This is a genomic window from Phytohabitans sp. LZ39 (assembly GCF_059359075.1).
Genome location: NZ_JCADBM010000004.1, coordinates 77,650 through 99,887 on the forward strand (window position 1 = coordinate 77,650; position 22,238 = coordinate 99,887).

Genomic DNA, 22,238 nt, shown 5'->3' on the forward strand with positions numbered 1-22,238 from the left:
GACCCCGACACCTCCGGCAACGCGCCACAGCCGTGTCCGCGCGCTGCCGACCTGAGGGCACGCGCCGCGGCTCAGGTGTTGCGGCGACGCAGGGTGAGGTATCCGGCGAGGGCGACCACCGCCCACACCGCCGCCACCGCCGTCTGGAGCGTCAGGGCCCCGGGCGCCAGCCCGTCGACCGTCGCCCGTGCGGTGGGCAGCAGCGGCGGGGCCAGCCACGGCACCGGCGAGTCCTTCGTGCCCACGACGAAGGCGAGCGCCGTGCAGCCGGTCAGCACCGCTAGCCCGCGGGCGGCGTTGCCCACCGCGGCCCGGCTGGCCAGCGCGCCCAGCAGCACCGCGGGCGGCACCAGCAGCAGGTGCGCCCACACACCCGTGACCACGCCGGACGCCACCGAAGGGCCGGTGATGCCGCCGAGCGGCCACGGCAGCGCCAGCGCGATCGCGACCAGGACGAGCGCCGGCACCAGCGCGGCGAGCAGGCCCGCGGCGGTCTCCCGGGCCAGCCCTCGGGCGGCCACTGTGGACAGCTGGCGCTGGGTGTCCGGCTCGACGTTGAAGAGGATCTGGGTCTGCCAGGCCACCACCGGGAAGAGGACCGCGGCGGAGAACCCGTACGCCTCGGCGGCCTGCGCCTTCCCGCCGCCGTAGATGACGCCGAGCACGACCAGGAGGATGAGCAGCGGGGCGAGGGCGCGGCCGGTGCGCAGGAACGCGGCGAGCCGCAGGCGGACGAGAGCGCTCATGACGGCGTACGCACCCCCAGCACCCGGTGGCCGGCGGCGCGCAGGTCGACCAGGGCGGCGTCGACGTCGGCGACCGCGACGGCCACCTCGATGACGCACTCGACGGCGTCCACAATGGGCGACGAGAGCACGCCGTCGGCCAGCTCCCACGTCCGCACGTCGGGCAGGGAGGAGACCTCGCCGAGGTGGTCGCTGATCAGCACCCGCCCGCCGCGCGCCAGCACCTCCGTCACGACCATCGGGATCTCCAGCCGGGTGGCCGCGTCCAGCCCCTCCCACGGCTCGTCCAGGATCAGCAGGTCGGGCCGGTGCACAAGGCCCTGGATCAGGCCGACCTTCTGCGCGGAGCCCTTGGACAGCTCGGCCAGCGGGTGGTCGAGCAACCCGTCGAGGTGCAGCCTGGCCGACCAGTCACCCACCGCGCGGAGAGCGTCGGCCGGCGCCAGGCCGTGGACCGCGGCCATCCCCATCAGGTACCGGCGGGCGGTGAACGGCTGGTCGGCCGGGAACCGCTCCGGCACGTACCCGACGCGGGGCGGCCGGTCGCGGACCGCGCCCCGCTGCGGGCGCAGCAGCCCGGCGGCGAGCTTGAGCAGCGTCGACTTGCCCACGCCGTTGCGGCCGACCACCGCGACCGCCTCGCCCGCCGCCACCGACGCCTCGACGCCGCGCAACACCCACGGCTCACCCCGGCGGTATCGGAGCCACACTCCGTCCAGTCGCACCGCTCGATGGTGCCACGAGCAAGACGATCTTGCCCCGACCGTGGCCCTTCTCCAGTTCGCGATGGGCTTGGGCCGCCTGTTCCAGTGGATACGTATGCCGGACGTGGAAGCGCAGCTCGCCCTTGGCGTAGAGCTCCGCGAGCGACGCGAGCCGCTCCGCGGACCGCACCCCCTCGACCACCCGGACGCCCAGCTCGGCGGCCCGGCCGTGCTCGACCAGCGTGATGATCCGCCGGCGGTCGGCCACCAGCGCCAGCGACGCCTCCAGCGCCTCCCCGCCCGCGCCGTCGAGCGCCGCGGTCGCACCGCCGAGCGCGCGCAGCCGCTCGACCAGGCCGTCGCCGTACGCGACCGGCGTCGCCCCCAGCTCGCGCAGGTAGTCGTGGTTGTCCGGCGCCGCCGTGCCGATCACCCGCGCGCCGGCCCGCACCGCGAGCTGCACCGCCATCGTGCCGACCGCGCCGGCCGCTCCGTGTACCACCAGGGTGTCGTCTTGGGAAAGGGCGAGCGCCTCGAGCGCGAGTGACGCGGTCTGCGCGCCCGCCGTGAAGCCGCCGGCCACCTCCCACGGCATCGTCTCCGGCTTGGGCGTCACGTGGCCGGCCGGCACCACCACGTACTCCGCGTAGGCCTGCACCTGGCCGAAGCCCAGCACCTCGTCGCCGGCGGACACCCCCGTGGCGCCCGCCCCGACCTCGTCGACCACACCGGCGAACTCGTTGCCCGGGATCCGCGGCAGCGGCGACGTCACGCCGGGTGGCGTCCAGCCAGCCCGCACCGCCAGGTCGTAGGGCTGCACGCCGGCCGCCCGCACGCGCACCCGCACCTCGCCGGCACCCGGCCGCGGAGTGTCCACCTCGGACACCCGCAGCACCTCGGGCCCACCGAACTCACTGAATATCGCCGCTCTCATGGGATCGAGTCTCGAACCTCAACCCCGCTAGAGGTCAATCACCCGCGCTCTATGAGGTGGCCCACAACGGCCGGGCCGAACATCGCGGCGCCGGACGCGTCGCGCCGCGGGTCGACCTCGGGCAGCGTCACCGGCTCGCCGCTCCCGCTGGCCGCCGCCGGCCGCGGCCCCACCCAGGCGAGGGCGAGCCGCCGCTCACCCTTGAGGAACCGCTGGGCGCGCACGCCGCCGGTCGCCCTTCCCTTGGTGGGGTACGCCGAGAGCGGAGTGACCTTCACGCTGCCGCCCGCGGACGTGACCACCATCGGGTCGCCGTGGTCGGGGTCGTCGGTGCGCACCGCGCCGAAGAACACCGCGTGCGAGCCGGCCGTGAGGTTGATGCCCGCCATGCCGCCGCCCTTGAGGCCCTGCGGCCGGACGAGGCTCGCCGGGTAGTAGAGCAGCGAGGCGTCGGAGCTGACGAACGCGAGCACCTCGGCCCCGTCGGTGAGCCAGGTGGCGCCGACCACCTCGTCTTCCTCGCGGAGCGTGATCACCTCGAACTCGTCGGAGCGCACCGGCCACTCCGGCGCGCACACCTTCACCACGCCCTGCTTGGTGCCGAGCGCGAGGCCCGGCGAGCCCTCACCGGTCAGCGGGGCGAGGCCGATCACCGTCTCCCCCGCGCGCAGCGGCACGAGCTCCGAGGCGGACATGCCGCCGCTCAGCGAGACCGTGCCGGTCTGCTCGGGCAGCACCGGCAGCGGCAACACGTCGGTCTTGAACGCCCGCCCGTGGCTGGTCACCAGCAGCACGAGGCCGCGGGCGGTGGTGTGCACCACCGCCCGCACGCTGTCGTGCTTGACCCGGCCGCGGCGGCTGCGCCCCTCGGGCGCCTCCTCCGACTCGACCGCGGTGCGGGCCACCAGGCCGCTCGCCGACAGGATCACCTGGCACGGGTCGTCGCCGACCTCCAGGGGCCCGGACGGCACCGACGCGGCGAGCGTCTCCTTCAGGTCGCCGTCGATCAGCGTGGTGCGCCGCTCGGCGGTGAACTCCTTCGCCACCGCGGCGAGCTCGTCGGAGACGACCTTCTTGAGCACCTGGTCGTCGTCGAGGATCGCGGACAGCTCGGCGATCTCGGCGCGCAGCTTCTCTCCCTCGGCCTCCAGCTCGATCCGGTCGAACTTGGTGAGCCGGCGCAGCGGGGTGTCCAGGATGTACGTCGCCTGGATCTCGGAGAGCTTGAACTGGCTCATCAGCGCGTCCTTGGCCGCCTGCGCGTTTTCGCTCGCCCGGATCAGCCGCACCACCTTGTCGATGTCGATCAGCGCGATGAGCAGGCCGTCGACGAGGTGGAGGCGCTCCTGCCGCTTGCGCCGCCGGTATGTCGTGCGCCGCGTGACCACCTCGTACCGGTGGGCGAGGAACACCTCCAGCAGCGCCTTGAGGCCCAGCGTCTGCGGCTGGCCGTCGACGAGCACGAGGTTGTTGACGCCGAACGACGACTCCAGCGGCGTCAGCCGGTAGAGGTCGGCGAGCAGCGCCTGCGGGTTGACGCCCACCTTGCACTCGATGACCAGCCGGGTGCCGGCCTCGCGGTCGGTGAGGTCTTTGACGTCGGCGATGCCCTGAAGCCGCTTGGTGCGGTTGACCTCCTCGGTGATCCGCTCGATCACCTTCTCGGCGCCCACACCGTACGGCAGCTCGGTCACCGTGATCGCCTGCCGCCCGCGGCTCCCCTCGAGCGGCCCGATCTCCACCTTGCCGCGCATGCGCACCACACCGCGGCCGGTCTCGTACGCCTTGCGCACCTCGTCGAGGCCGAGCAGCAGCCCGCCGGTCGGCAGGTCGGGCCCGGGCACGAACGTCATCAGCTTGTCGAGCGTCGCGTCCGGATGCTTGATCAGCCACCGCGCGGCCGCGACCACCTCACCCAGGTTGTGCGGGATCATGTTGGTGGCCATGCCGACCGCGATGCCCGAGGTGCCGTTGACGAGCAGGTTGGGGAAGGCAGCCGGCAGCACGGTGGGCTGCTCCAGCGAGCCGTCGTAGTTGGGGTAGAAGTCGACCGTGCCCTCGCCGAGCTCCCCGACGAGCAGCATCGCCTCCCGCGACATCCGCGCCTCGGTGTACCGCGAGGCGGCCGGGCCGTCGTCCGGGCTCCCGAAGTTTCCGTGCCCGTCGACGAGGGGGGCGTTGAGCGAGAAGTCCTGCGCCATCCGCACCAGGGCGTCGTAGATCGCCCCGTCGCCGTGAGGATGGTACTTTCCCATGACATCGCCGACAATTCGTGCACTCTTCACATGAGGCCGCTCGGGGCGGTGGCCCTGCTCGTACATCGAGTAGAGGATGCGGCGGTGCACCGGCTTGAGGCCGTCGCGGGCGTCCGGGAGGGCGCGGGAGTGGATGACCGAGACCGCGTACTCCAGATAGGAGTCTTCGACCTCCTGGACCAGCGGGTTGTCCAGGACGTTCGCGCCGGCCTGGTCGAACGCGGACAGGTCCACAGTGGACCCTTTGTCCTTGCGGCGTGCCATGTGCTTGCGTCTCCCTCTACGCGTCGATGGCGTCGCGGTCGACGCGCGCCGCCTGGTCGATCAGCCACGCGCGGCGCGGCGGCACCGCGTCGCCCATCAGCAGGTCGAGCACCCGCTCGGCCGCGTCGACGTCTTGCATCGTGATGCGGCGGACCGAGCGGGTGGCCGGGTTCATCGTGGTGTCCCACAGCTCGTCGGCGTCCATCTCGCCGAGGCCCTTGAACCGGGGCACCGGCGTGACCACCTGCTTGCCGGCCTTCTCCAGCTTGGCGACCGTGCTCTCCATCTCCGCCTGCGTGTACGTGTAGATCGTCTTCGGGTCGCGGCCCTTGGTGGTCACCTTGTGCAGGGGCGGCATGGCGGCGAAGAGACGGCCGGCCTCGATGGCCGGGCGCATGTAGCGGGCGAAGAGCGTGATCAGCAGCGTGCGGATGTGTGAGCCGTCGACGTCGGCGTCGGCCATGATGAGGATGCGGCCGTAGCGCAGCGAGCCGAGGTCGAAGGTGCGGCCCGAGCCGGCGCCGAGCACCTGCACGATCGCCGAGCACTCCGCGTTGTCGAGCACCTGCTGGAGGTTGGCCTTCTGCACGTTGAGGATCTTGCCGCGGATCGGGAGCAGCGCCTGGTACTCGGACGAACGGGCCAGCCGGGCGGTGCCGAGCGCGCTGTCGCCCTCGACGATGAACAGCTCGCTGCGTGCGACGCCGCTGGAGCGGCAGTCGACCAGCTTCGCCGGCATGGACGCGCCTTCCAGGGCGGTCTTGCGGCGGGCGGCGTCCTTCTGCTGCTTTTGGGTGAGGCGCACCCGGGCGGCGTCGACGATCTTTTGCAGGACGGTGCGCGCCTCGGCCTTGGTCTTGCGCGCGTCGACCCAGCCCTTCAGGTGTTGCTCGACCACGCCCTGGATGACCCGGGTGATGCCGGCGGTGGAGAGCTCGTCCTTGGTCTGCGAGGTGAACTGCGGCTCGGGGATGCGCACGTGCACGACCGCGGTCATGCCTTCGAGCACGTCGTCGAGGACCGGCGGCTCCTCCTTGGGCTTGAGCAGGCCGCGGGTATTGCGCACGGCCTCGACCAGCGCGCGAGTGGCGGCCCGCTCGAAGCCCTTGCGGTGGGTGCCGCCGTGCACGTTGCGGATGGTGTTGGTGAAGCACTCGACCGTGCGCTCGTAACCGGTGCCCCAGCGCAGCGCGACCTCGACCTCGGCCTTGCGCTCCACGTTGGACTGCATCACGCCGTTTTCGTCGGCGGCGTTCTCCCGGTACGAGCCTGAGCCGTGGATCAGGACGGTGCCGCAGACCGGGCGGTCGCCGGCCGGCGCGAGGAACTCCACCATGTCGGAGAGCCCGTTGGGGAAGTGGTAGGTGTCCTTGCCGCCGGCGTGCTTGAGCACGTACGTCACGGTGGGCACCAGGAACGCGGTGTGGCGCACCTTGGCGCGCACCGCCTCCACGTCGAGCGCCGCGCCGGTCTCGAAGTAGCGCGGGTCGTGCCAGTAGCGGATGGACGTGCCGGTGGGCTTGCCGGCGCGCAGCCGGCCGGTGACCCGCAGCCCGCTCTCCGGGGTGAACGGCGCGTCCGGGCCGTCGCCGTCGAAGACGCCGGGCTCGCCGTAGCGGAACGACATCTCGTGCACCTTGCCGTCGCGGCGGACGGTGACGTCGAAGCGGCTGGCCAGCGCGTTGACCGCGGAGGCGCCGACGCCGTGCAGGCCGCCGGAGGTCTTGTAGCCCGAGCCGCCGAACTTGCCACCCGCGTGCAGCCGGGTCAGGACGAGCTCGACGCCGGACAGGCCGGAGCGGGCGTGGACGTCGGTGGGGATGCCCCGCCCGTCGTCGTCGACCTGCACCGACCCGTCCTCGTGCAGCGTCACCTCCACCTTGGTGGCGTGGCCGGCCACGCCCTCGTCGGTGGAGTTGTCGAGGATCTCGTTGACCAGGTGGTTGACCCCGCGGCTGTCGGTCGAGCCGATGTACATGCCGGGGCGCTTACGGACGGCGTCGAGCCCCTCGAGGTGCGTGAGGTCGTCCGCGCCATAGAGGGTCTCGGTCACCTTGCTGCTCCCGGATCGTGCGGCTATGTCGCGGCCAGCGTAACGGCCGGCCCCGACAACACCCGTCACGAACCGCCAGTGACGGCCACCACCTGCCCGTTGACCCCGGTGTTCGCGGCCGAGCCGAGGTACACCACGGCGTTGGCGACCTCGGCCGCGTCCAGCAGCCGCCCCAGCGGGCTCAGCGCCGCGTAGGCCTCACCCACCGCGTCCACGATGTGCGTATTCGTCTCGGTACGTATCAGGCCGAGCATGGCCACATTGGACAGGATGTCGCCGTCCCGGCCCAGGTTGAACGCGACCGAGCGGCTGAACCCGTGCAGGGCCGCCTTGGCCGCGCCGTAGTACTCGCCGCCGGCCATGCCGTCGGTGGCGATGCTGGAGGAGACGTGCACCAACCGGCCGAACCGGCGCTCCCGCATCGCCGGTGCGACCGCCCGGGTGAGCCGGATGGCGCCCTCGATGTTGGACCGCACCATGGCCAGCCAGCCGTCGTCGGCCAGCCCTTCGAACGGGCCTTCCCACAGCGTGTCGCCGCCCCAGTGGACGGCGTTGTTGACCAGCACGTCGATCCGCCCGGTGCGGTCCAGCACCGCGCGGACCAGGTCGGTCGCCGAGTCCGGCTCGTCCAGCGCGTACCGGACCGCCTCCGCGCCGGTCTCCTTGGCCAGCTCCTCGGCCGCCGCTTTCGCCGAGTGGTAGGTCAGCACCACGTCCGCGCCCTCGGCGGCGAAGCCGCGGGCGACGTACCGCCCGATGCCTCCGGTGGCGCCCGTCACGACGACGGTGCGCCCAGCGAGTCCCAGATCCATGTCGTTTCCCCTTTCGGTCTCCCCCCAACCTCGCCGCCGCCGGACGCGGTAGGGAGGCCGGCGTGAGGGTGGCCCCGCGGGGGACACCCTCCGCCCGCCGGCCGTCGATAGGCTCGAAGGCATGAGTGAGCTGGGCGATTACCTCCGCGGCCGCCGCGAAGCCGTCACCCCGGCCGAGGTCGGGCTTCCGGAAGGACCCCGCCGCCGGACCCCGGGCCTGCGCCGGGCCGAGCTCGCCACGCTGGCCGGGGTGAGCATCGAGTACCTGACGCGGCTGGAGCAGGGGCGTGACCGCCACCCGTCGCCGCAGGTGCTGGGCGCGCTCGCGGACGCGCTCCGGCTCGACGTCGACGAGCGCTTCCACCTGCACCTGCTGGCCAAGCCCGGCGGCGGGCCGATCTGCTCCGCACGGGCCACGCCGGCGAGCACGGTGCGGCCGACCGTGCGGGCGCTGCTCGACCGGCTGGAGCCGGCGCCGGCCTACGTCGTCAACCGGCTCGGCACGCTCATCGCCCACACCGAGGGGTACCGGCGGCTGGCCGGCCCGGTCGGGCTGCTCGACGGCGACCCGCCCAGCCTGCACCGCTTCCTGTTCACCGACCCGCGGGCCCGCACCGCGTACCCGGACTGGGAGCGCCGGGCCGACGAGGCCGCGGCGGCGCTGCGCTTCGAGTCACGCGGCGGCGGCGACGAGCACACGCGGGAGCTGGTCGACTGGCTGAGTGTGGCGGCGGGCGCGGCGTTCATCCAGCGGCTGGAGCGGCCGCCGGCGCTGGCCCGCAGCCGCGGGGTCCACCACCTGGTCCACCCGGACGGCGGCGAGCTGCGCTTGGCGTACGAGACGCTCGACCTCCCGGCCGGCGACTACCAGCAGCTCGTCGTGTACCTGCCGGCGGACGAGGCGACGGAGGCCGCACTCGACAAGATCACCGGCCGCCGGCCGGGGGCACTCCGACCCGTGGCGTGACAGCGACCACTTTTTGGTAGCAGCTTGTTTTTGGGAGTTACTCTCATTTCATGGCTTCTATCAAGTCACGCTGGTGGGCGCTGGCCGCGCTCGCCCTCGCCACGCTCGCGATCGGGCTCGACGCCACCGTGCTGAGCGTGGCGCTGCCGACCCTGTCCCGCGACCTCGACGCGTCGACCGGCGACCTACAGTGGTTCACCAACGCGTACCTGCTGGTCATGGCGGCCGCCCTGCTGCCGGCCGGCATGCTCGGCGACCGGTTCGGGCGCAAGCGGATGCTGCTCGGCGCGCTCGTGCTCTTCGGCGCCGCCTCGGCCGCGTGCGCATACGCCACCTCGACCGGCCAGCTCGTCGCCGCGCGGGCGTTCCTCGGCCTCGGCGCGGCGGTGCTCATGCCGCTCACCGCGGCCGTGCTGACCGTGCTCTTCACGCCGGACGAACGCCCCCGCGCGCTGACCGTGTGGGTCACCGCGAACGCGCTGGGCATCCCGCTCGGCCCGCTGGTCGGCGGCTGGCTGCTGGACAACTTCTGGTGGGGGTCGGTCTTCCTGATCAACCTGCCGCTCGTGGCGGTCGCGCTGCTCGCGGTCGGCACGCTGGTCCCCGAGTCGCGGGCCGACGAACGCCGCCGCTTCGACCTCGCCGGCGTGGCGCTCTCCACGGTCGGGCTCGTCACGCTCGTCTACGGCGTGATCGAGGCCGGCGAGCGCGGCTGGGGCGACACCCGCTCGCTGCTCATGATGGTCACCGGCGCCGTGGTGCTGGTGGCGTTCGGAGTCTGGCAGCGCCGCGCCCGCCAGCCGCTCGTCGACCTCGCGCTGTTCCGTTCGCGCGGCTTCACCTGGGGCGCGATCCTCGCCACGGTCGCGACGTTCACGATGTTCGGGCTGCTGTTCACGCTCCCCCAGTTCTTCGGCACGGTGTACGGCACGGACGCGTTCGGCACCGGCCTGCGCCTGCTCCCGGTCATCGGCGGGCTCATGGTCGGCGCCCGGGTGGCCGGCCGGGTCGCCGAGCGTGCCGGCGCCAAGGCGGTGGTCGCGGCCGGCCTCGCCGTGATGGCCGTCGCGCTCGCCGCCGGCGCCACCACGAGCGCGGACACCGGGTACGGCTACGTCGCCGCGTGGGTGTCCGTGGCCGGCCTGGGCCTCGGCTTCGCGATGCCGCCCGCCATGAACGCCGCCCTCGGCGCGCTCGAGGCCGACCGCAGCGGCGTCGGCTCCGGCCTCATCCAGGCGATGCGGCAGGTCGGCAGCGCGATCGGGGTCGCGGTGCTCGGCACCGTGCTCAACGCGGCCTACCGCGACGGGCTGCCCGCCGGCACCGAGGACGCGGTGCGCAAGAGCGCCGCCGGCGGCGTCGAGGTGGCCAGCCGGCTCGGCTCGCCCACGCTGCTGGAATCGGTGCGCACGGCGTTCGTTCACGGGATGGACGCCACGCTCGCCCTCTCCGCGGCACTGGCGGCGGCCGGCGCGGTGCTCGCGCTCGTCTTCCTGCCGGCGCGGCCCGCGCCAGGAGCGCCCCGCGACGGCGAGGCGGCCCGGGAGCCGGCAGAATCGACGGCATGACGGCTGCTTCCGACCTAGGCGACCGTAGGAATCCCGGCCTGCGCGAACGCAAGAAGGCCAAGACGCGTGCCGCCATCCAGCGGCACGCGTTGCGGCTCTTCCAGGAGAAGGGGTACGCGGCGACGACCGTCGACCAGATCGCCGAGGCGGCCGAGATCTCGCCGAGCACGTTCTTCCGCTACTTCCCCACCAAGGAAGACGTCGTCCTGCTCGACGGCTGGGACCCGATGTTCGTCGCGTCCGTCCTCGCCCAGCCACCCGAGATGGGCCCGGTGGCCGCCATCCGCGCCGCGATCCGCGAGGTCGTCGCGCGCATGTCCGCCGAGGAATGGGAGGCCGAGCGGGGGCGCCAGGAGCTGGTCCGCATGGTGCCCGAGCTGCGGACCCGGCTGCTACAGCAGTACGTGGACGCGATCGACCTGCTGGCCGGCGCCATCGCCGAACGGGCCGGCCTGCCGGCCGACGACTTCGCGGTGCGCGCCATGGCCGGCGCGGTGATCGGCGTGTCGCTGGCCGCCGTCCCGCACGTGCTGGGCGGCACCCACGATCTGATCGACTACGACCGCGTCGACGAGGCGCTCGCCCTGCTGGAGGCCGGGCTGCCGCTGCCGGGCAAGGCGTAGCCGGCGCGGCTTGTCGCTAGGACGCCTGGCGGACGGGCATGTCGGCCAGCCACACGCCGGCCAGGTCGCTGAGGGGCACGTCGAGGGCCTGGCTGAGGCAGACCACGGTGCCGAACGCCGGCGCGGGAAGGCGGCCCGCCTCGATCTTGCGCAGGGTCTCAGGGGAGATGCCGGCCGCCACGGCCACCTCGGCGAGGCTGCGGCTGGCCCGCGCGGCGCGGAGGGCGGCGCCGAGGCGCTGGCCGGCTGCGATCTGTGCGGCCGTGAGCGGTTGGCGAACCATGGCAGCAGGATAGCCCCCCGTAGCCGCCCCGACCGGGCGTGGTATAAAAATACCGCACAGGGGAGAGGGAGGTTGTCGTGATCGAGCTCAAGTCCGCCGAGGAGATCGGCCGGATGGCGGTGGCCGGCCAGTTCGTCGGCGAGCTGCTCGCCGAGCTGAGCGGCGTCGCCGCGGTCGGCGTCAACCTGATGGACCTCGAACACCACGCCCGCCGCCGGATCAAGGAGCGCGGCGCCGAGTCCTGCTACTGGGACTACGCCCCTTCGTTCGGCCGCGGCCCGTTCCGCAACGTGCTGTGCCTGTCGGTCAACGACGCGGTGCTGCACGGCCTGCCGCACGACTACGTCCTGCGGGACGGCGACCTGCTCAGCATCGACATGGCGGCCGGCATCGACGGCTGGGTCGCCGACTCCGCGCTCTCCGTCGTCGTCGGCACCCCCGACCCGGCCGACCTGAAGCTGATCGAGGCCACCGAGGTCGCGCTGGCGGCCGGCATCGCCGCCGCCCGGCCCGGCGGCCGGCTCGGCGACGTCTCCGCCGCGATCGGCGAGGTCGCCCATTCGTACGGCTACCGCGTCAACGCCGAGTTCGGCGGCCACGGCATCGGCCGCACCATGCACGAGGCCCCGCACGTCGCCAACGACGGCCGACCCCACCGCGGCATGAAGCTCGAACCCGGCCTCACCATCGCCATCGAGCCCTGGTTCTGCCGCTCCACCGACAAGATCAGGTACGACCGCGACGGCTGGACGATCCGCTCCGCCGACGGCTCCCGCACCGCCCACTCCGAGCACACGGTCGCCGTCACCGCCTCCGGGCCCCAGGTGCTGACCCGACGCCCCGATCACGGCGCCACGGCGGCCGACCCCACCAAGAAGCCCGCGACAGCGTCCTGAGCTGCGCCGTATGCGAAGTTCGCCTGGTGGCCGCCCGCTGGATCGGTGGTGTCCGCTGGCGTGACAGTCGGGCCGGATCCACCCGTGGCAGGGCATCCTCGCCGGGCTGGCGCTCGCCTTCGGCCTCACGCTGCTCATCGAGCTCGGCCGCTACCTGATGGGTCGCCGCGCGCGCACCAGGGCCAAGCAGACCGCCTAGAGGGCGGATCGGGTCTTGACGAGTGTGCGGTGGGGCCGCAATAGTTAATCAACTTGCCTAACGGTTGGACGACGGAGGGGTTGATGACGCGGCTGGCCGGCTCCTCCAAGCTGCTCCGGGCGATGAACGAGAGCGCCACGCTCGCGCTCCTGCTCGACCGGGGCACGCTCACCCGGGGCGACCTGCGCGAGCTCACCGGCCTCTCCAAACCCACGACGTCCGAGGTCATGCGGCGCCTCACCGACGCCGGCCTGGCCGTCGTGGTCGGCCACACGAGCGGTGGGCCGGGCCCGAGCGCCGAGATCTACGCGGCCAACCCGGCCGCCGGCCACGCCATCGCGATCTCGGTACGGGAGACGCAGCGCCCCCACCTCGCCGCCGTCCTCTGTGACCTGGCCGGCGCCGAGGTGGCCCGGTCCGAGGTCGCCGTGCCGACCGACCCGCTGCCGGCGGTGGCGGGGCTCGTCGACGACCTGGCCCGCCAGGCGGGTCTCGTGCCGGGCAGCGTGCGGCTCGTCCAGCTCGCCCTCCCCGGCTCGTACGACGCGGCCGCCGGCGTCATCCGGCACATCGACGTGCCCGGGTGGGACCGCCCGGGGCTGGTCGCCGACCTCGCCATCCGGCTCGGCGCCACCGTGGCGGCGGACAACGACGTCAACCTGGCCGCCATCGCCGAGCGCCACCACGGGGTGGCCGGCGACGCGGAGAGCTTCGCGCTGGTGTGGTTCTCCGGCGGCCTCGGCCTCGCCATCGACCTGGGCGGCACGCTGCTGCGCGGATCGCGTGGCGGGGCCGGTGAGATCGGGTACATGCCGGTCGGCCTCGGCCGCGGTGCCGACCGCACCGACCTGACCGACCTGGTCGGCGGCCCGGCGGTGCTCGCGCTCGCCGCGGCACACGGCATCGACGCACCGACCCCGGAGGCGGCGGTGGCCGCGGCTTCCGCTCCGTTCCTCGACGCGCTCGCCGAGCGCATCGCCTACGGGCTCGCCGCCGTCGCGGCCGTGCTCGACCCGCCCCTCATCGTGCTCGCCGGCGACGTCGGGCGGGCCGGCGGCGCGGCGCTCGCCGACCGGGTCACCGCCGCGCTGCACGCCAACACGCCGCTCGACACCGCGATCGCCGTCACCGGTGTCGCCGACGACCCCGTGCTGCTCGGCGCCCAGGTCGCCGCGCAGCAGGCCCTCCGCGAACAGATCATCACCACCCTCCGGGACACCGCCCCGGCCGCATAGAAATCCCCCCATCCCGCCGGATCACCCCCACCGGAAGGAGCGCTCCACCATGCCCTCATTTAGTCGAAAAATGATGGTAATTGCCGCCATAACGCTTGTCTCCGCCTGCACACCGGGCGAGACCGAGAAGCCGGTCGCCTCTCCCGGCACCGAGGCCTCCGGCACCGTCGAGTTCTGGCACTTCTTCACCGACCGCGAGGCCAAGGCGATCGACACGATCGTGGCCGACTTCAAGGCCGCCCACCCGAAGATCGAGGTCGTGGTCAAGTCCGGCCAGGACGACACCAAGATGCTCCAGGCCATCGGCGCCGGCCAGGGCCCCGACGTCGGCCTGTCCTACTCCACCGACACGGTCGGCAAGTTCTGCGCCAGCGGCGCCTGGCTCGACCTCAAGCAGTACATCGAGCGCGACGGCGTCGACCTCGGCAAGCTCCCGCCGACGGTGCGCAGCTACACCGAGTTCAAGGGCCGGCGGTGCGCGATGCCGTTCCTCGCCGACACCTACGGCTTCTACTACAACAGGACGCTCCTCACCGAGGCCGGCATCGCCGCCCCGCCCAAGACGCTGACCGAGCTCACCGACGCGGCCAAGAAGCTCACCAAGCGCAAGCCGGACGGCACGATCGAACGGGCCGGCTTCCTGCCGCTGTTCGGCTTCTACGAACACTCCCCCTCGCACCTCGGGCCGGCGGTCGGCGCCAAGTGGCTCAACGACGACGGCACCAGCGCGATCGGCTCCGACCCGGCCTGGCTCGAGCTGCTCAAGTGGCAGAAGGACCTCGTCGACTGGTACGGCTACGACAAGCTGGAAAAGTTCCGGGCGAGCCTGGGCGACGAGTGGTCCGCCGACAACGCGTTCCACAAAGGACAGGTCGCGATGATGGTCGACGGCGAGTACCGGATCGCCTTCCTGCGCGACCAGGCCAAGGACGTCAAGTTCGGCACCGCGCCGCTGCCGGTCAGCGACGCCCACCCGGACTGGTACGGCGGCGGCTACGTCACCGGCAACGTCATCGGCGTCTCCAAGACGGCCAAGAACCCGGAGGCCGCGTGGGAGCTGATCCGCTACCTCACCACCGACACCGGCGCGATCGTCAAGCTGGCCAACCTCATCAAGAACGTGCCGAGCACCACCGACGCGCTCGCCGCACCCGGGGACCTGGGCAACGACCCGGACTTCAAGGTGTTCCTCGACATCTTCGCCCACCCGCACACGTCGACCACCCCGCCCAGCGCGGTCGGCCCCGCCTACGAGGAGGCGCTGTCCACGTTCCTCCAGAAGTACCAGGCCGGTAAGGGCGGCGACCCCGGCCCGGGTCTCAAGGACGTCGACAAGCAGATCAACCAGCTCGTCCAGCTCGCCGGCTGAGATGACGACCCTCGCTCGACGCCGCAGGCGGGACCGGCTCACCGTGCTGAGCTTCATGGCGCCGGTCCTGCTCGGCTTGCTCGTCTTCCTGGTGTACCCGCTCGTCGCCAGCGTGTACTTCTCGTTCACCACGTTCGACCTGGTGAACGCGCCGCGCTGGGTGGGGCTGCGCAACTGGGAGCACCTCTTCCAGGACCCCAACGTGCGCACGGCGGCGGGCAACACGCTGTGGCTCGTCGCGGTGCTCGTGCCGGCGCGGATGCTCGGCGCGCTCACCACCGGCATGCTGCTGGCCCGGTTCAAGCGCGGCGCCGGCCTGTACCGGACGCTCTTCTACCTGCCCGCGCTCGCCCCGCCGGTGGCGGCGACGCTCGCGTTCGTCTTCCTCTTCAAACCCGGCACCGGCCCGGTCAACTCGCTGCTGGCCGACATCGGCGTCCAGGGTCCACTGTGGTTCAACTCGCCGGATTGGGCCAAGCCGTCGCTCGTCCTGTTGGGGCTGTGGGGGATCGGCGACCTGATGATCATTTTCCTGGCCGCGCTGCTCGACGTGCCGAAGGAGCAGTACGAGGCCGCCTCGCTCGACGGCGCCAACGCGGCGCACCAGTTCCGGTACGTGACGCTGCCGAACATCGCGCCGGTGGTGCTCTTCGCCGCGGTGACCGGGGTGATCCAGACGTTGCAGTACTTCACCCAGGCGGCCGTGGCGGCCAGCGTCGCCTCCGGGCAGGCCACCACCGGCGGCGGGATCTCCTCCACGTTCGGCTACCCGGAAGGGTCCACATTCACCTATCCACTGTGGCTGTACGTGGCCGGCTTCCGGTACGGCGCGCTCGGCTACGCCAACACCCTCGCGGTCGTGCTCTTCGTCGTCGCGGCCGCCGTGACGGTGGTGCTGCTGCGCCGGTTCCGGAGCTTCCTATGAGGCTGGCTTTCGTAGCCCGGCACTCGATCGCGATCGCGCTCGGCGCGATGTTCCTCTGCCCGATCGTGTTCCTCGCATTGACGTCCTTCATGTCCAGCGACCAGTCGCTCACCTCGAACCTCTGGCCCACGTCGTGGCATCCGGGAAACTACGTCGAGGTGTTCCAGCGCACCCCGCTCCCCCGCTACCTGCTCAACACCGCGCTCTACGCCACCGGCGCCACGCTCTTAATGCTGCTGGCCAGCGTGCCGGCCGCGTACGCGCTCGCCAAGCTGCGGTGGCGCGGCCGGACGACGGTCTTCGTGGCGATCGTGTGCATGATGATGCTGCCACCGCAGGTGACCACCGTCCCGCTGTACCTGATGTGGGCCGACTACGGGCTCACCGGCTCGCTGTGGCCGCTGGTGCTGCCGATGCTGCTCGGCGACGCGTTCTCCATCTTCCTGCTGCGGCAGTTTCTGCTCACGATCCCGGACGAGTACCTCGACGCGGCCCGGGTGGACGGCTGCGGCGAGTGGCGGACGCTGCTGCGCGTGGTGCTGCCGATGGCCCGGCCCGGCATCGCCGCCGCGGCCATGTTCCAGTTCTTCTACGCCTGGAACGACTACTACGGCCCGCTCCTCTACACCAGCGAGAACGAGTCCGCGTGGACGCTCTCGCTGGGGCTGGCCTCGTTTCGCACGCTCCACGCCGTCCAGTGGAACATCGTCTCGGCGGCCACACTGCTCACCATGGTGCCCATCGTCGTCGTCTTCTTCTTCGCGCAGAAGGCGTTCGTACAGGGCGTGACACTCACGGGGGTCAAGGGATGAAGATCGCGGTCGTCGGCGGCGGCTCCACGTACACGCCGGAGCTGGTCGAGGGGTTCGCCCGGCTGCTGCCGGACGCGTCGCTCCACCTCGTCGACCCGGCGGCGGAGCGGCTCGCGGTCGTCGGGCCGTTCGCGCGGCGGCTCAACCCCCGCGTCTCCTGGACCACCGACCTGGGCGAGGGGCTCGACGGCGCCGACATCGTGGTGATCCAGCTGCGGGTCGGCGGGCAGAAAGCCCGGATCCACGACGAGACGTTCCCGCTGGCGTGCGGCTGCGTCGGGCAGGAGACCACCGGCGCGGGCGGGCTGGCCAAGGCCGTGCGCACCGTGCCGGTGGTGCTCGACATCGCGTCGCGGGTCGCGCCCGGCACGTGGATCGTCAACTTCACCAACCCGGTCGGCATCGTCACCCGCGCGCTGCTCGACGCCGGCCACCGCGCGGTCGGGCTGTGCAACGTGGCGATCGGCTTCCAGCGCCGCTTCGCCGGGCTGCTCGGCGTGCCGCCCGAGGCGGTCGACCTCGACCACGTCGGGCTCAACCACCTCACCTGGGAGCGGGCCGCCTATGTGGACGGTGTCGACCGGCTGCCCGCGCTGCTGTCCTCGTTCGGGGCGGAGCTCGCCGCCGAGGTGCGGCTCCCGCCGGAGGTGCTCGCCACGCTCGGCAACGTCCCCTCGTACTACCTGCGCTACTTCTACGCCCACGACGAGGTGGTGCGGGAGGAGACCGGCCGGCCCACCCGCGCGCACGAGGTGGCCCGGATCGAGGCCGAGCTGCTCCGGCTCTACGCCGACCCGGCGCTCGACGAAAAGCCGCCACTGCTGGGCCAGCGCGGTGGCGCCTTCTACTCCGAGGCCGCGGTCGGCCTGATCCACTCGCTGACCACCGGCGACGGCGCGCACCACTCGGCCAACGTCCGCAACAACGGCACCCTCCCCTTCCTGCCCGACGAGTCGGTCATCGAGGTGACGTGCGCGGTGTCCACGGACGGCCCGGTGCCCAGGCCGGTGACGCCGGTAGGCCCGGCGCTTTCCGGGCTCATCGGCGCGGTCGCGGCCTACGAGGAGCTGGCCGTCGCCGCCGCCATCCACGGTGGACGGTCCCGGGTGTACTCCGCGCTGCTCGCCCACCCGCTCGTCGGCCAGCACGCGCTCGCCGACGCCCTGGCCGACGAGGTGCTCGCGTGACGCGGCTCTACGTGGCCGTCGACGGCGGCGCGACGAAGACCGACGTGGTGCTCGGCACCTCGGCCGGCGAGGTGCTCGCCTCGGTACGCGGCCCCGCCTCCAGCCCGCACTACGTCGGCGTGCCCGGCTGCGTCGCGATCGTCGACGCGCTCGTCGACGAGGCACGCGCGGTGGCGCGGCTGGACAGGGACACGACGCTCGACCGCGCCGAGGTGTACCTCGCCGGCGCCGACCTGCCGGTCGAGGTGGACGTGCTGCACAAGGCGGTCGGCGAGGCCGGCTGGGCACGCGAGCACCGGGTCGACAACGACACGTTCGCGCTGCTGCGGGCCGGCACCGACGCCCGCGACGCGATCGCGGTGGTGTGCGGCACCGGCATCAACTGCCTCGGCCGCGACGCCGCAGGCCGCACCGCCCGCTTCCCCTCGCTGGGGCAGATCAGCGGCGACTGGGGCGGCGGCGAACACCTGGCCGCGCTCGCCCTCTACCGGGCCGCGCGCGGCGAGGACGGCCGGGACGGCCCCACCGCGCTGAGCGCCGCGGTCGCCGCCCACTTCGGACGGTCCACGGTGGAGGAGGTCGCCGCCGGCCTGCACCTCGACGAGATCCCCAAGGAGCGGATCGCCGAGCTGTCGCCGGTGCTCTTCGCGGTCGCCGGCGCCGGTGACCCCACCGCCCGCCGGATCGTCGCCCGGCAGGCCGGCGAGATCGTGGCGCTGGTCCGGGTGGCGGCGACCCGGCTCGACCTGCGCGACGTCCCGTACGCGGTGGTGCTCGGCGGCGGCGTGCTCGCCGCCCGGCACCCGTTGCTGATGGACGCGGTCGAGGAGGGCATCGCCGCCCACTCTCCACACGCGACACTGACGCTGCTCGCCGCCCCGCCGGTGACCGGCGCCGCCCTGCTGGCACTGGACGCCTTCGGCGCACCGCCGCCGGCGGGCCGGTCCCTGCGGGCGGCGCTCAGCACCGCGCCGTAAACCCGCCGCCGGCGGGCCGACGGCCCGCGGGCGGCGCCGAGCGCCACGACGTGAGCGGAGACCCTGGGCCGCTCTCTCCGGGGGGTGAGCGAGCGGCCCAGGGCCGTCTCTAGGGGCGCCCGAGCGCCCGGTACTCCCAGCCCGCGGCCCGCCAGGCCGCGGCGTCGAGCGCGTGCCGGCCGTCGACGATCCGGGGGTGCGCCACCGCGCCGGCCAGCGCCACCGGGTCGATCTCGCGAAACTCGGCCCACTCGGTCAGCAGCACCACCACGTCCGCCTCCCGGGCCACGTCCAGGGTGCTTTCGCCGTAGGACAGCTCGGGATGCGTGCGGCGGGCGTTGTCCATCGCGGCCGGGTCGAAGACGCGCACCGCCGCGCCCGCCTTCTGGAGCGTGCTGGCCACGTCGAGCGCCGGCGCGTCCCGCACGTCGTCCGAGTTGGGCTTGAAGGCGGCGCCGAGCGCGGCCACCCGTACCCCGGAAAGGTCACCGCCGACGACCTCGCGCACCAGGTCGACGGTGCGCGCCCGGCGGCGCTTGTTGATGTCGTCGACCTCGCGCAGGAACGACACCGCCTGCCCCACACCCAGCTCCTCGGCCCGGTGCAGGAACGCCCGGATGTCCTTGGGCAGGCACCCGCCGCCGAACCCCAGACCCGGCTTGAGGAAACGCCCGCCGATCCGGTTGTCGTAGGCGAGCGCCTCGGCGAGGTCGTGCACGTCGGCGCCGGTCCCCTCGCACACCTCGGCCATCGCGTTGATATACGAGATCTTGGTGGCCAGGAACGCGTTGGCCGCCACCTTGACCAGCTCCGCGGTGGCGAGGTCGGTGACCACCGCCGGCGTACCCTGCGCGAGCACCGGGGCGTAGGCGGCGCGCAGCCGCTCCTCCGCCCACGGCGACGCGACACCGAAGACGAGCCGGTCGGGCCGCATCGTGTCGTCGACCGCGTACCCCTCGCGGAGGAACTCCGGGTTCCACGCCAGCTCCACGGCCGCACCGGCCGGCGCGAGCCCTTGCAGTAACGACGTGAGCCGCGCGGCGGTGCCGATCGGCACGGTCGACTTGCCCACGACGAGCGCCCGCCGGTGCAGGTGGTGCGAAAGCTCGCTGACGGCGGCGTCCACGAACCGCATGTCGGCCGCGTACGACCCCGGCCGCTGCGGCGTCCCCACGCACACGAAGTGCACGTCGCCGAAGTCACCCGCCTCCGCGAACGACGTCGTGAACCGCAGCCGCCCCGACTCCAGCGCCTTGGCGAGCAGCTCGGGCAGACCAGGCTCGAAGAACGGCACCTCACCCGAGGCGAGCCGCCCCACCTTCGCGGCGTCCACGTCGACGCCGAGCACCTCGTAACCCAGCACCGCCATGCAGATGGCGTGCGTGGCGCCGAGGTAGCCCGTGCCGATCACGGTCAGCCGCGGCATGCTCCGATCCATGGCTGACCAGGCTATGAGCGGTTTCGGCGCCCGCCACGCCACTGTCCGGTTGCCGACCGTCACTCCACACTGACGGCCGGATCACCTCATCCGGTGAGCTGAGTTATCCACAGATCGATCATGGCCCTGTTGCCCGATCTCATGCGGATGGGCGACCGTCGCCCCCGTGAACGAGGAACTGCGCGCCCTGCTCGGACGTCGCGACGGCGTAGTGCGGCGAGACGAGGTGGCGCCCGGGGCACTGAAGTGGGCGGCCCACGCCGGCCAGGTCGGCGGCTCCTGCCAGGCGTCTGGGTGGACGCCACGGCGGCCGACCAGGTCGCGGTGCTGCGGCACGCCGCGGTGCGCTACGCCGCTGGACGCGGGGCGCTCAGCCACACCACGGCTCTGGAGGTGTGGGGTCTGCGTCCCGCCGAACCGGCCGAGCCGGTGCACCTCAGCGTCCCCGCCGACGTGCGGCTGCGTCCTCACCCGCCGGTCGTCGTGCACCAGCGCCGAGATCTGCGGATCGAGCCGCCGGACGTCCTCGTCCGAGACGGCCTGCCCGTCACCCGACTGGAAACCACACTCGTGGACGCCTGGCCCCTCCTGTCGCCGGAGCAGCGCCCGGCGCCGCTGATCAGAGCTGTCGGCGACCGCAGGACGACGCCGGAGCGGATCCTCGCGGCGCTGGAGGCGACGCCCCGACTCAGCGACCGAGCAGCCATCCGCGTCCTGCTGGACCGACTGGCCGGCGGCTGCCACAGCGCCCTGGAGATCTGGGATCACGACCACGTGTTCACCGGACCGGCTATGCCACCCTTCGAACGCCAGGTGCGGGTCCGGCTCGGCGGGCGAACCTACTACCTCGACGTCTTCGCGCGCGAGGAACGCGTCGACTTCGAACTGGACGGCGCGGCCTCACACGGGGCACCGCAGCAGCGCGAAGCGGATCTGCGACGCGATGCCCGGCTCGCGGCGCACGGGATCCAGGTGGTCCGGTTCACTCACCGCCGCTTGTATCGCGAAACGGACGCGGTGCGGCGTGAGATCCTCGACATCCTCGCCGCGGCTCGCAGCAGGTCCTGGCCCGTGTGGGGGGCCAGGCCCAGGTGGTACAGCGCGACGCCGCTCGCGCCGGCGGCCAGCAGGCGGTCGACGTGTCCGGGTAGGTCGGAGGGCTGAGCCGGGGGCAGCACCGTTACGTATGCGTCGACTGGTGTGCCGGTCGACGCCGCGGACGCGACCGCGGCCGCCGAAGACGGTGACGTGGGCCAGGCGGGGACCAGCAGGCGGTCGACGTCCTTGGCCGCGCGGGGCGTCAGCCCTGGCGATGGGCCGGTCGCCCAGGGGTCCGGCTGGGCGTGAAGTGTCAGGACAGCGTCCGGCGCGCTGGCTCGTACCCCGTCGAGGGTCTGGGCCCGGAGGAGGTCGGTGGTCTCGTGCCGGGCGGCGAGCAGCGCCGCGGCGACGGCGGCGGAAACGAACGAGCCCGGCGCCTGCGCGCGGACCGCGCCGCGCAGCGTGGTCAGCACGTCGCCGGGGTCGAGGCCGCGGGCCGACCAGGCCGCCTGGCAGGCCGCGCAGCAGCACACCGACAGCCAGCGTGCCGCGTCGGGCGTCCAGGCGCCGTCGGTCTTCTCGTGGGTGCCGGCGTGTGCGACGCCGAGCTGGCCGCAGGCTTCGAGGGAGACGCCGTCGACGGGCGCGTCGCGCACCGCCTCGGTGGCGAGCGTGGCCGCGTAGTCGCGGACCTCCTCGTGGGCGGGGCACAGCGCGTAGGGGTAGGGCTCGCCGAAGCAGTTGACGACCGCGAGGTCGGGGCAGGCACGGCCGAGCCGGCTGTCGTGGGTGAGCACGAGCCATGCGTCGACCCGCAGGCCGGCAGCGTGCAGCGCGGCGGCGGCCTGGCGGTACGGGTCCGGCGCGTCCATCCACTCCGGACCGATCGGGCGCAGCCGCCGGCCGGCCCACACCGGCTCGCGGATCGGGCGGTAGAGCGCGGTGTGGCG

At 73.0% G+C, this 22,238-nt stretch carries 19 protein-coding genes; 11 read left to right on the plus strand and 8 right to left on the minus strand.

What is annotated here, in order from left to right; all coding sequences use genetic code 11:
• Nucleotides 1-71 precede the first annotated feature (71 nt).
• From AC5L36_RS09465 to AC5L36_RS09490, 6 genes are all read right to left on the minus strand, one after another.
• The gene (locus AC5L36_RS09465; protein WP_441214566.1) at nt 72-746 is read right to left on the minus strand and encodes a hypothetical protein; all 675 of its coding nucleotides are present in this window, start codon (nt 744-746) and stop codon (nt 72-74) included.
• Nucleotides 743-1,471 carry an ATP-binding cassette domain-containing protein gene (locus AC5L36_RS09470; RefSeq protein WP_441214567.1) on the minus strand — a complete coding sequence of 243 codons (729 nt, stop codon included), beginning with the start codon at nt 1,469-1,471 and terminating at the stop codon, nt 743-745. Before AC5L36_RS09470 ends, AC5L36_RS09465 begins: the two co-directional genes overlap by 4 nt.
• Nucleotides 1,431-2,384 carry an NADP-dependent oxidoreductase gene (locus AC5L36_RS09475; protein WP_441214568.1) on the minus strand — a complete coding sequence of 318 codons (954 nt, stop codon included), beginning with the start codon at nt 2,382-2,384 and terminating at the stop codon, nt 1,431-1,433. The genes AC5L36_RS09470 and AC5L36_RS09475 overlap by 41 nt, the downstream gene beginning before the upstream one ends.
• A 38-nt stretch (nt 2,385-2,422) precedes the next feature.
• Complete coding sequence (locus AC5L36_RS09480) at nt 2,423-4,903, minus strand: DNA gyrase/topoisomerase IV subunit A (protein ID WP_441214569.1); 2,481 nt, start codon at nt 4,901-4,903, stop codon at nt 2,423-2,425.
• A 16-nt stretch (nt 4,904-4,919) separates the two neighbouring features.
• Complete coding sequence (locus AC5L36_RS09485; protein WP_441214570.1) at nt 4,920-6,956, minus strand: DNA gyrase/topoisomerase IV subunit B; 2,037 nt, start codon at nt 6,954-6,956, stop codon at nt 4,920-4,922.
• 65 nt (nt 6,957-7,021) lie between these two features.
• On the minus strand, nt 7,022-7,768 hold the full coding sequence (locus tag AC5L36_RS09490) for an SDR family NAD(P)-dependent oxidoreductase (protein WP_441214571.1): 747 nt from the start codon (nt 7,766-7,768) through the stop codon (nt 7,022-7,024).
• Nucleotides 7,769-7,889: 121 nt separating this feature from the next.
• Here AC5L36_RS09490 and AC5L36_RS09495 point away from each other — a divergent pair, with 121 nt between their 5' ends.
• The 3 genes from AC5L36_RS09495 to AC5L36_RS09505 are packed head-to-tail and all read left to right on the plus strand — an operon-like array spanning nt 7,890 to nt 10,926.
• Nucleotides 7,890-8,735 carry a helix-turn-helix domain-containing protein gene (locus tag AC5L36_RS09495; protein WP_441214572.1) on the plus strand — a complete coding sequence of 282 codons (846 nt, stop codon included), beginning with the start codon at nt 7,890-7,892 and terminating at the stop codon, nt 8,733-8,735.
• A gap of 50 nt (nt 8,736-8,785) precedes the next feature.
• Nucleotides 8,786-10,303: a DHA2 family efflux MFS transporter permease subunit gene (locus AC5L36_RS09500; protein WP_441214573.1), complete on the plus strand. Its 1,518-nt coding sequence runs from the start codon at nt 8,786-8,788 to the stop codon at nt 10,301-10,303.
• A complete protein-coding gene (locus AC5L36_RS09505) occupies nt 10,300-10,926 on the plus strand; it encodes an acyl-CoA-like ligand-binding transcription factor (protein ID WP_441214574.1) in 627 nt (208 codons plus the stop codon). Before AC5L36_RS09500 ends, AC5L36_RS09505 begins: the two co-directional genes overlap by 4 nt.
• 16 nt (nt 10,927-10,942) lie before the next feature.
• Here AC5L36_RS09505 and AC5L36_RS09510 read toward each other — a convergent pair whose 3' ends face one another.
• A complete protein-coding gene (locus tag AC5L36_RS09510; RefSeq protein ID WP_441214575.1) occupies nt 10,943-11,209 on the minus strand; it encodes a helix-turn-helix domain-containing protein in 267 nt (88 codons plus the stop codon).
• Between the two features lie 77 nt (nt 11,210-11,286).
• On the opposite strand from AC5L36_RS09510, the gene map reads away from it, so the two are divergent.
• The 7 genes from map (at nt 11,287) to AC5L36_RS09545 (ending at nt 18,809) form a co-directional block, all read left to right on the plus strand.
• Entirely contained in the window at nt 11,287-12,105 is an 819-nt protein-coding gene (gene map / locus AC5L36_RS09515) for a type I methionyl aminopeptidase (RefSeq protein WP_441214576.1), read from the plus strand.
• A gap of 282 nt (nt 12,106-12,387) precedes the next feature.
• A complete protein-coding gene (locus AC5L36_RS09520; protein ID WP_441214577.1) occupies nt 12,388-13,539 on the plus strand; it encodes an ROK family transcriptional regulator in 1,152 nt (383 codons plus the stop codon).
• 70 nt (nt 13,540-13,609) lie between these two features.
• The gene (locus AC5L36_RS09525; RefSeq protein WP_441214578.1) at nt 13,610-14,908 is read left to right on the plus strand and encodes an ABC transporter substrate-binding protein; all 1,299 of its coding nucleotides are present in this window, start codon (nt 13,610-13,612) and stop codon (nt 14,906-14,908) included.
• A gap of 1 nt (nt 14,909) precedes the next feature.
• Nucleotides 14,910-15,833: a carbohydrate ABC transporter permease gene (locus AC5L36_RS09530; RefSeq protein ID WP_441214579.1), complete on the plus strand. Its 924-nt coding sequence runs from the start codon at nt 14,910-14,912 to the stop codon at nt 15,831-15,833.
• Nucleotides 15,830-16,645 (plus strand): carbohydrate ABC transporter permease, encoded by an 816-nt coding sequence (locus AC5L36_RS09535; RefSeq protein ID WP_441214580.1) that lies wholly within the window; start codon nt 15,830-15,832, stop codon nt 16,643-16,645. Before AC5L36_RS09530 ends, AC5L36_RS09535 begins: the two co-directional genes overlap by 4 nt.
• On the plus strand, nt 16,642-17,832 hold the full coding sequence (locus AC5L36_RS09540) for a family 4 glycosyl hydrolase (RefSeq protein WP_441214581.1): 1,191 nt from the start codon (nt 16,642-16,644) through the stop codon (nt 17,830-17,832). The genes AC5L36_RS09535 and AC5L36_RS09540 overlap by 4 nt, the downstream gene beginning before the upstream one ends.
• Nucleotides 17,829-18,809, plus strand: a complete 981-nt coding sequence (locus AC5L36_RS09545) for an N-acetylglucosamine kinase (RefSeq protein WP_441214582.1) — start codon at nt 17,829-17,831, stop codon at nt 18,807-18,809. Before AC5L36_RS09540 ends, AC5L36_RS09545 begins: the two co-directional genes overlap by 4 nt.
• 109 nt (nt 18,810-18,918) lie before the next feature.
• On the opposite strand, the gene AC5L36_RS09550 is transcribed toward AC5L36_RS09545, so the two are convergent.
• A complete protein-coding gene (locus AC5L36_RS09550) occupies nt 18,919-20,247 on the minus strand; it encodes a UDP-glucose dehydrogenase family protein (RefSeq protein WP_441214583.1) in 1,329 nt (442 codons plus the stop codon).
• Nucleotides 20,248-20,541: 294 nt separating this feature from the next.
• On the opposite strand from AC5L36_RS09550, the gene AC5L36_RS09555 reads away from it, so the two are divergent.
• Nucleotides 20,542-21,411 (plus strand): DUF559 domain-containing protein, encoded by an 870-nt coding sequence (locus AC5L36_RS09555; RefSeq protein ID WP_441214584.1) that lies wholly within the window; start codon nt 20,542-20,544, stop codon nt 21,409-21,411.
• Nucleotides 21,412-22,238 lie beyond the last annotated feature (827 nt).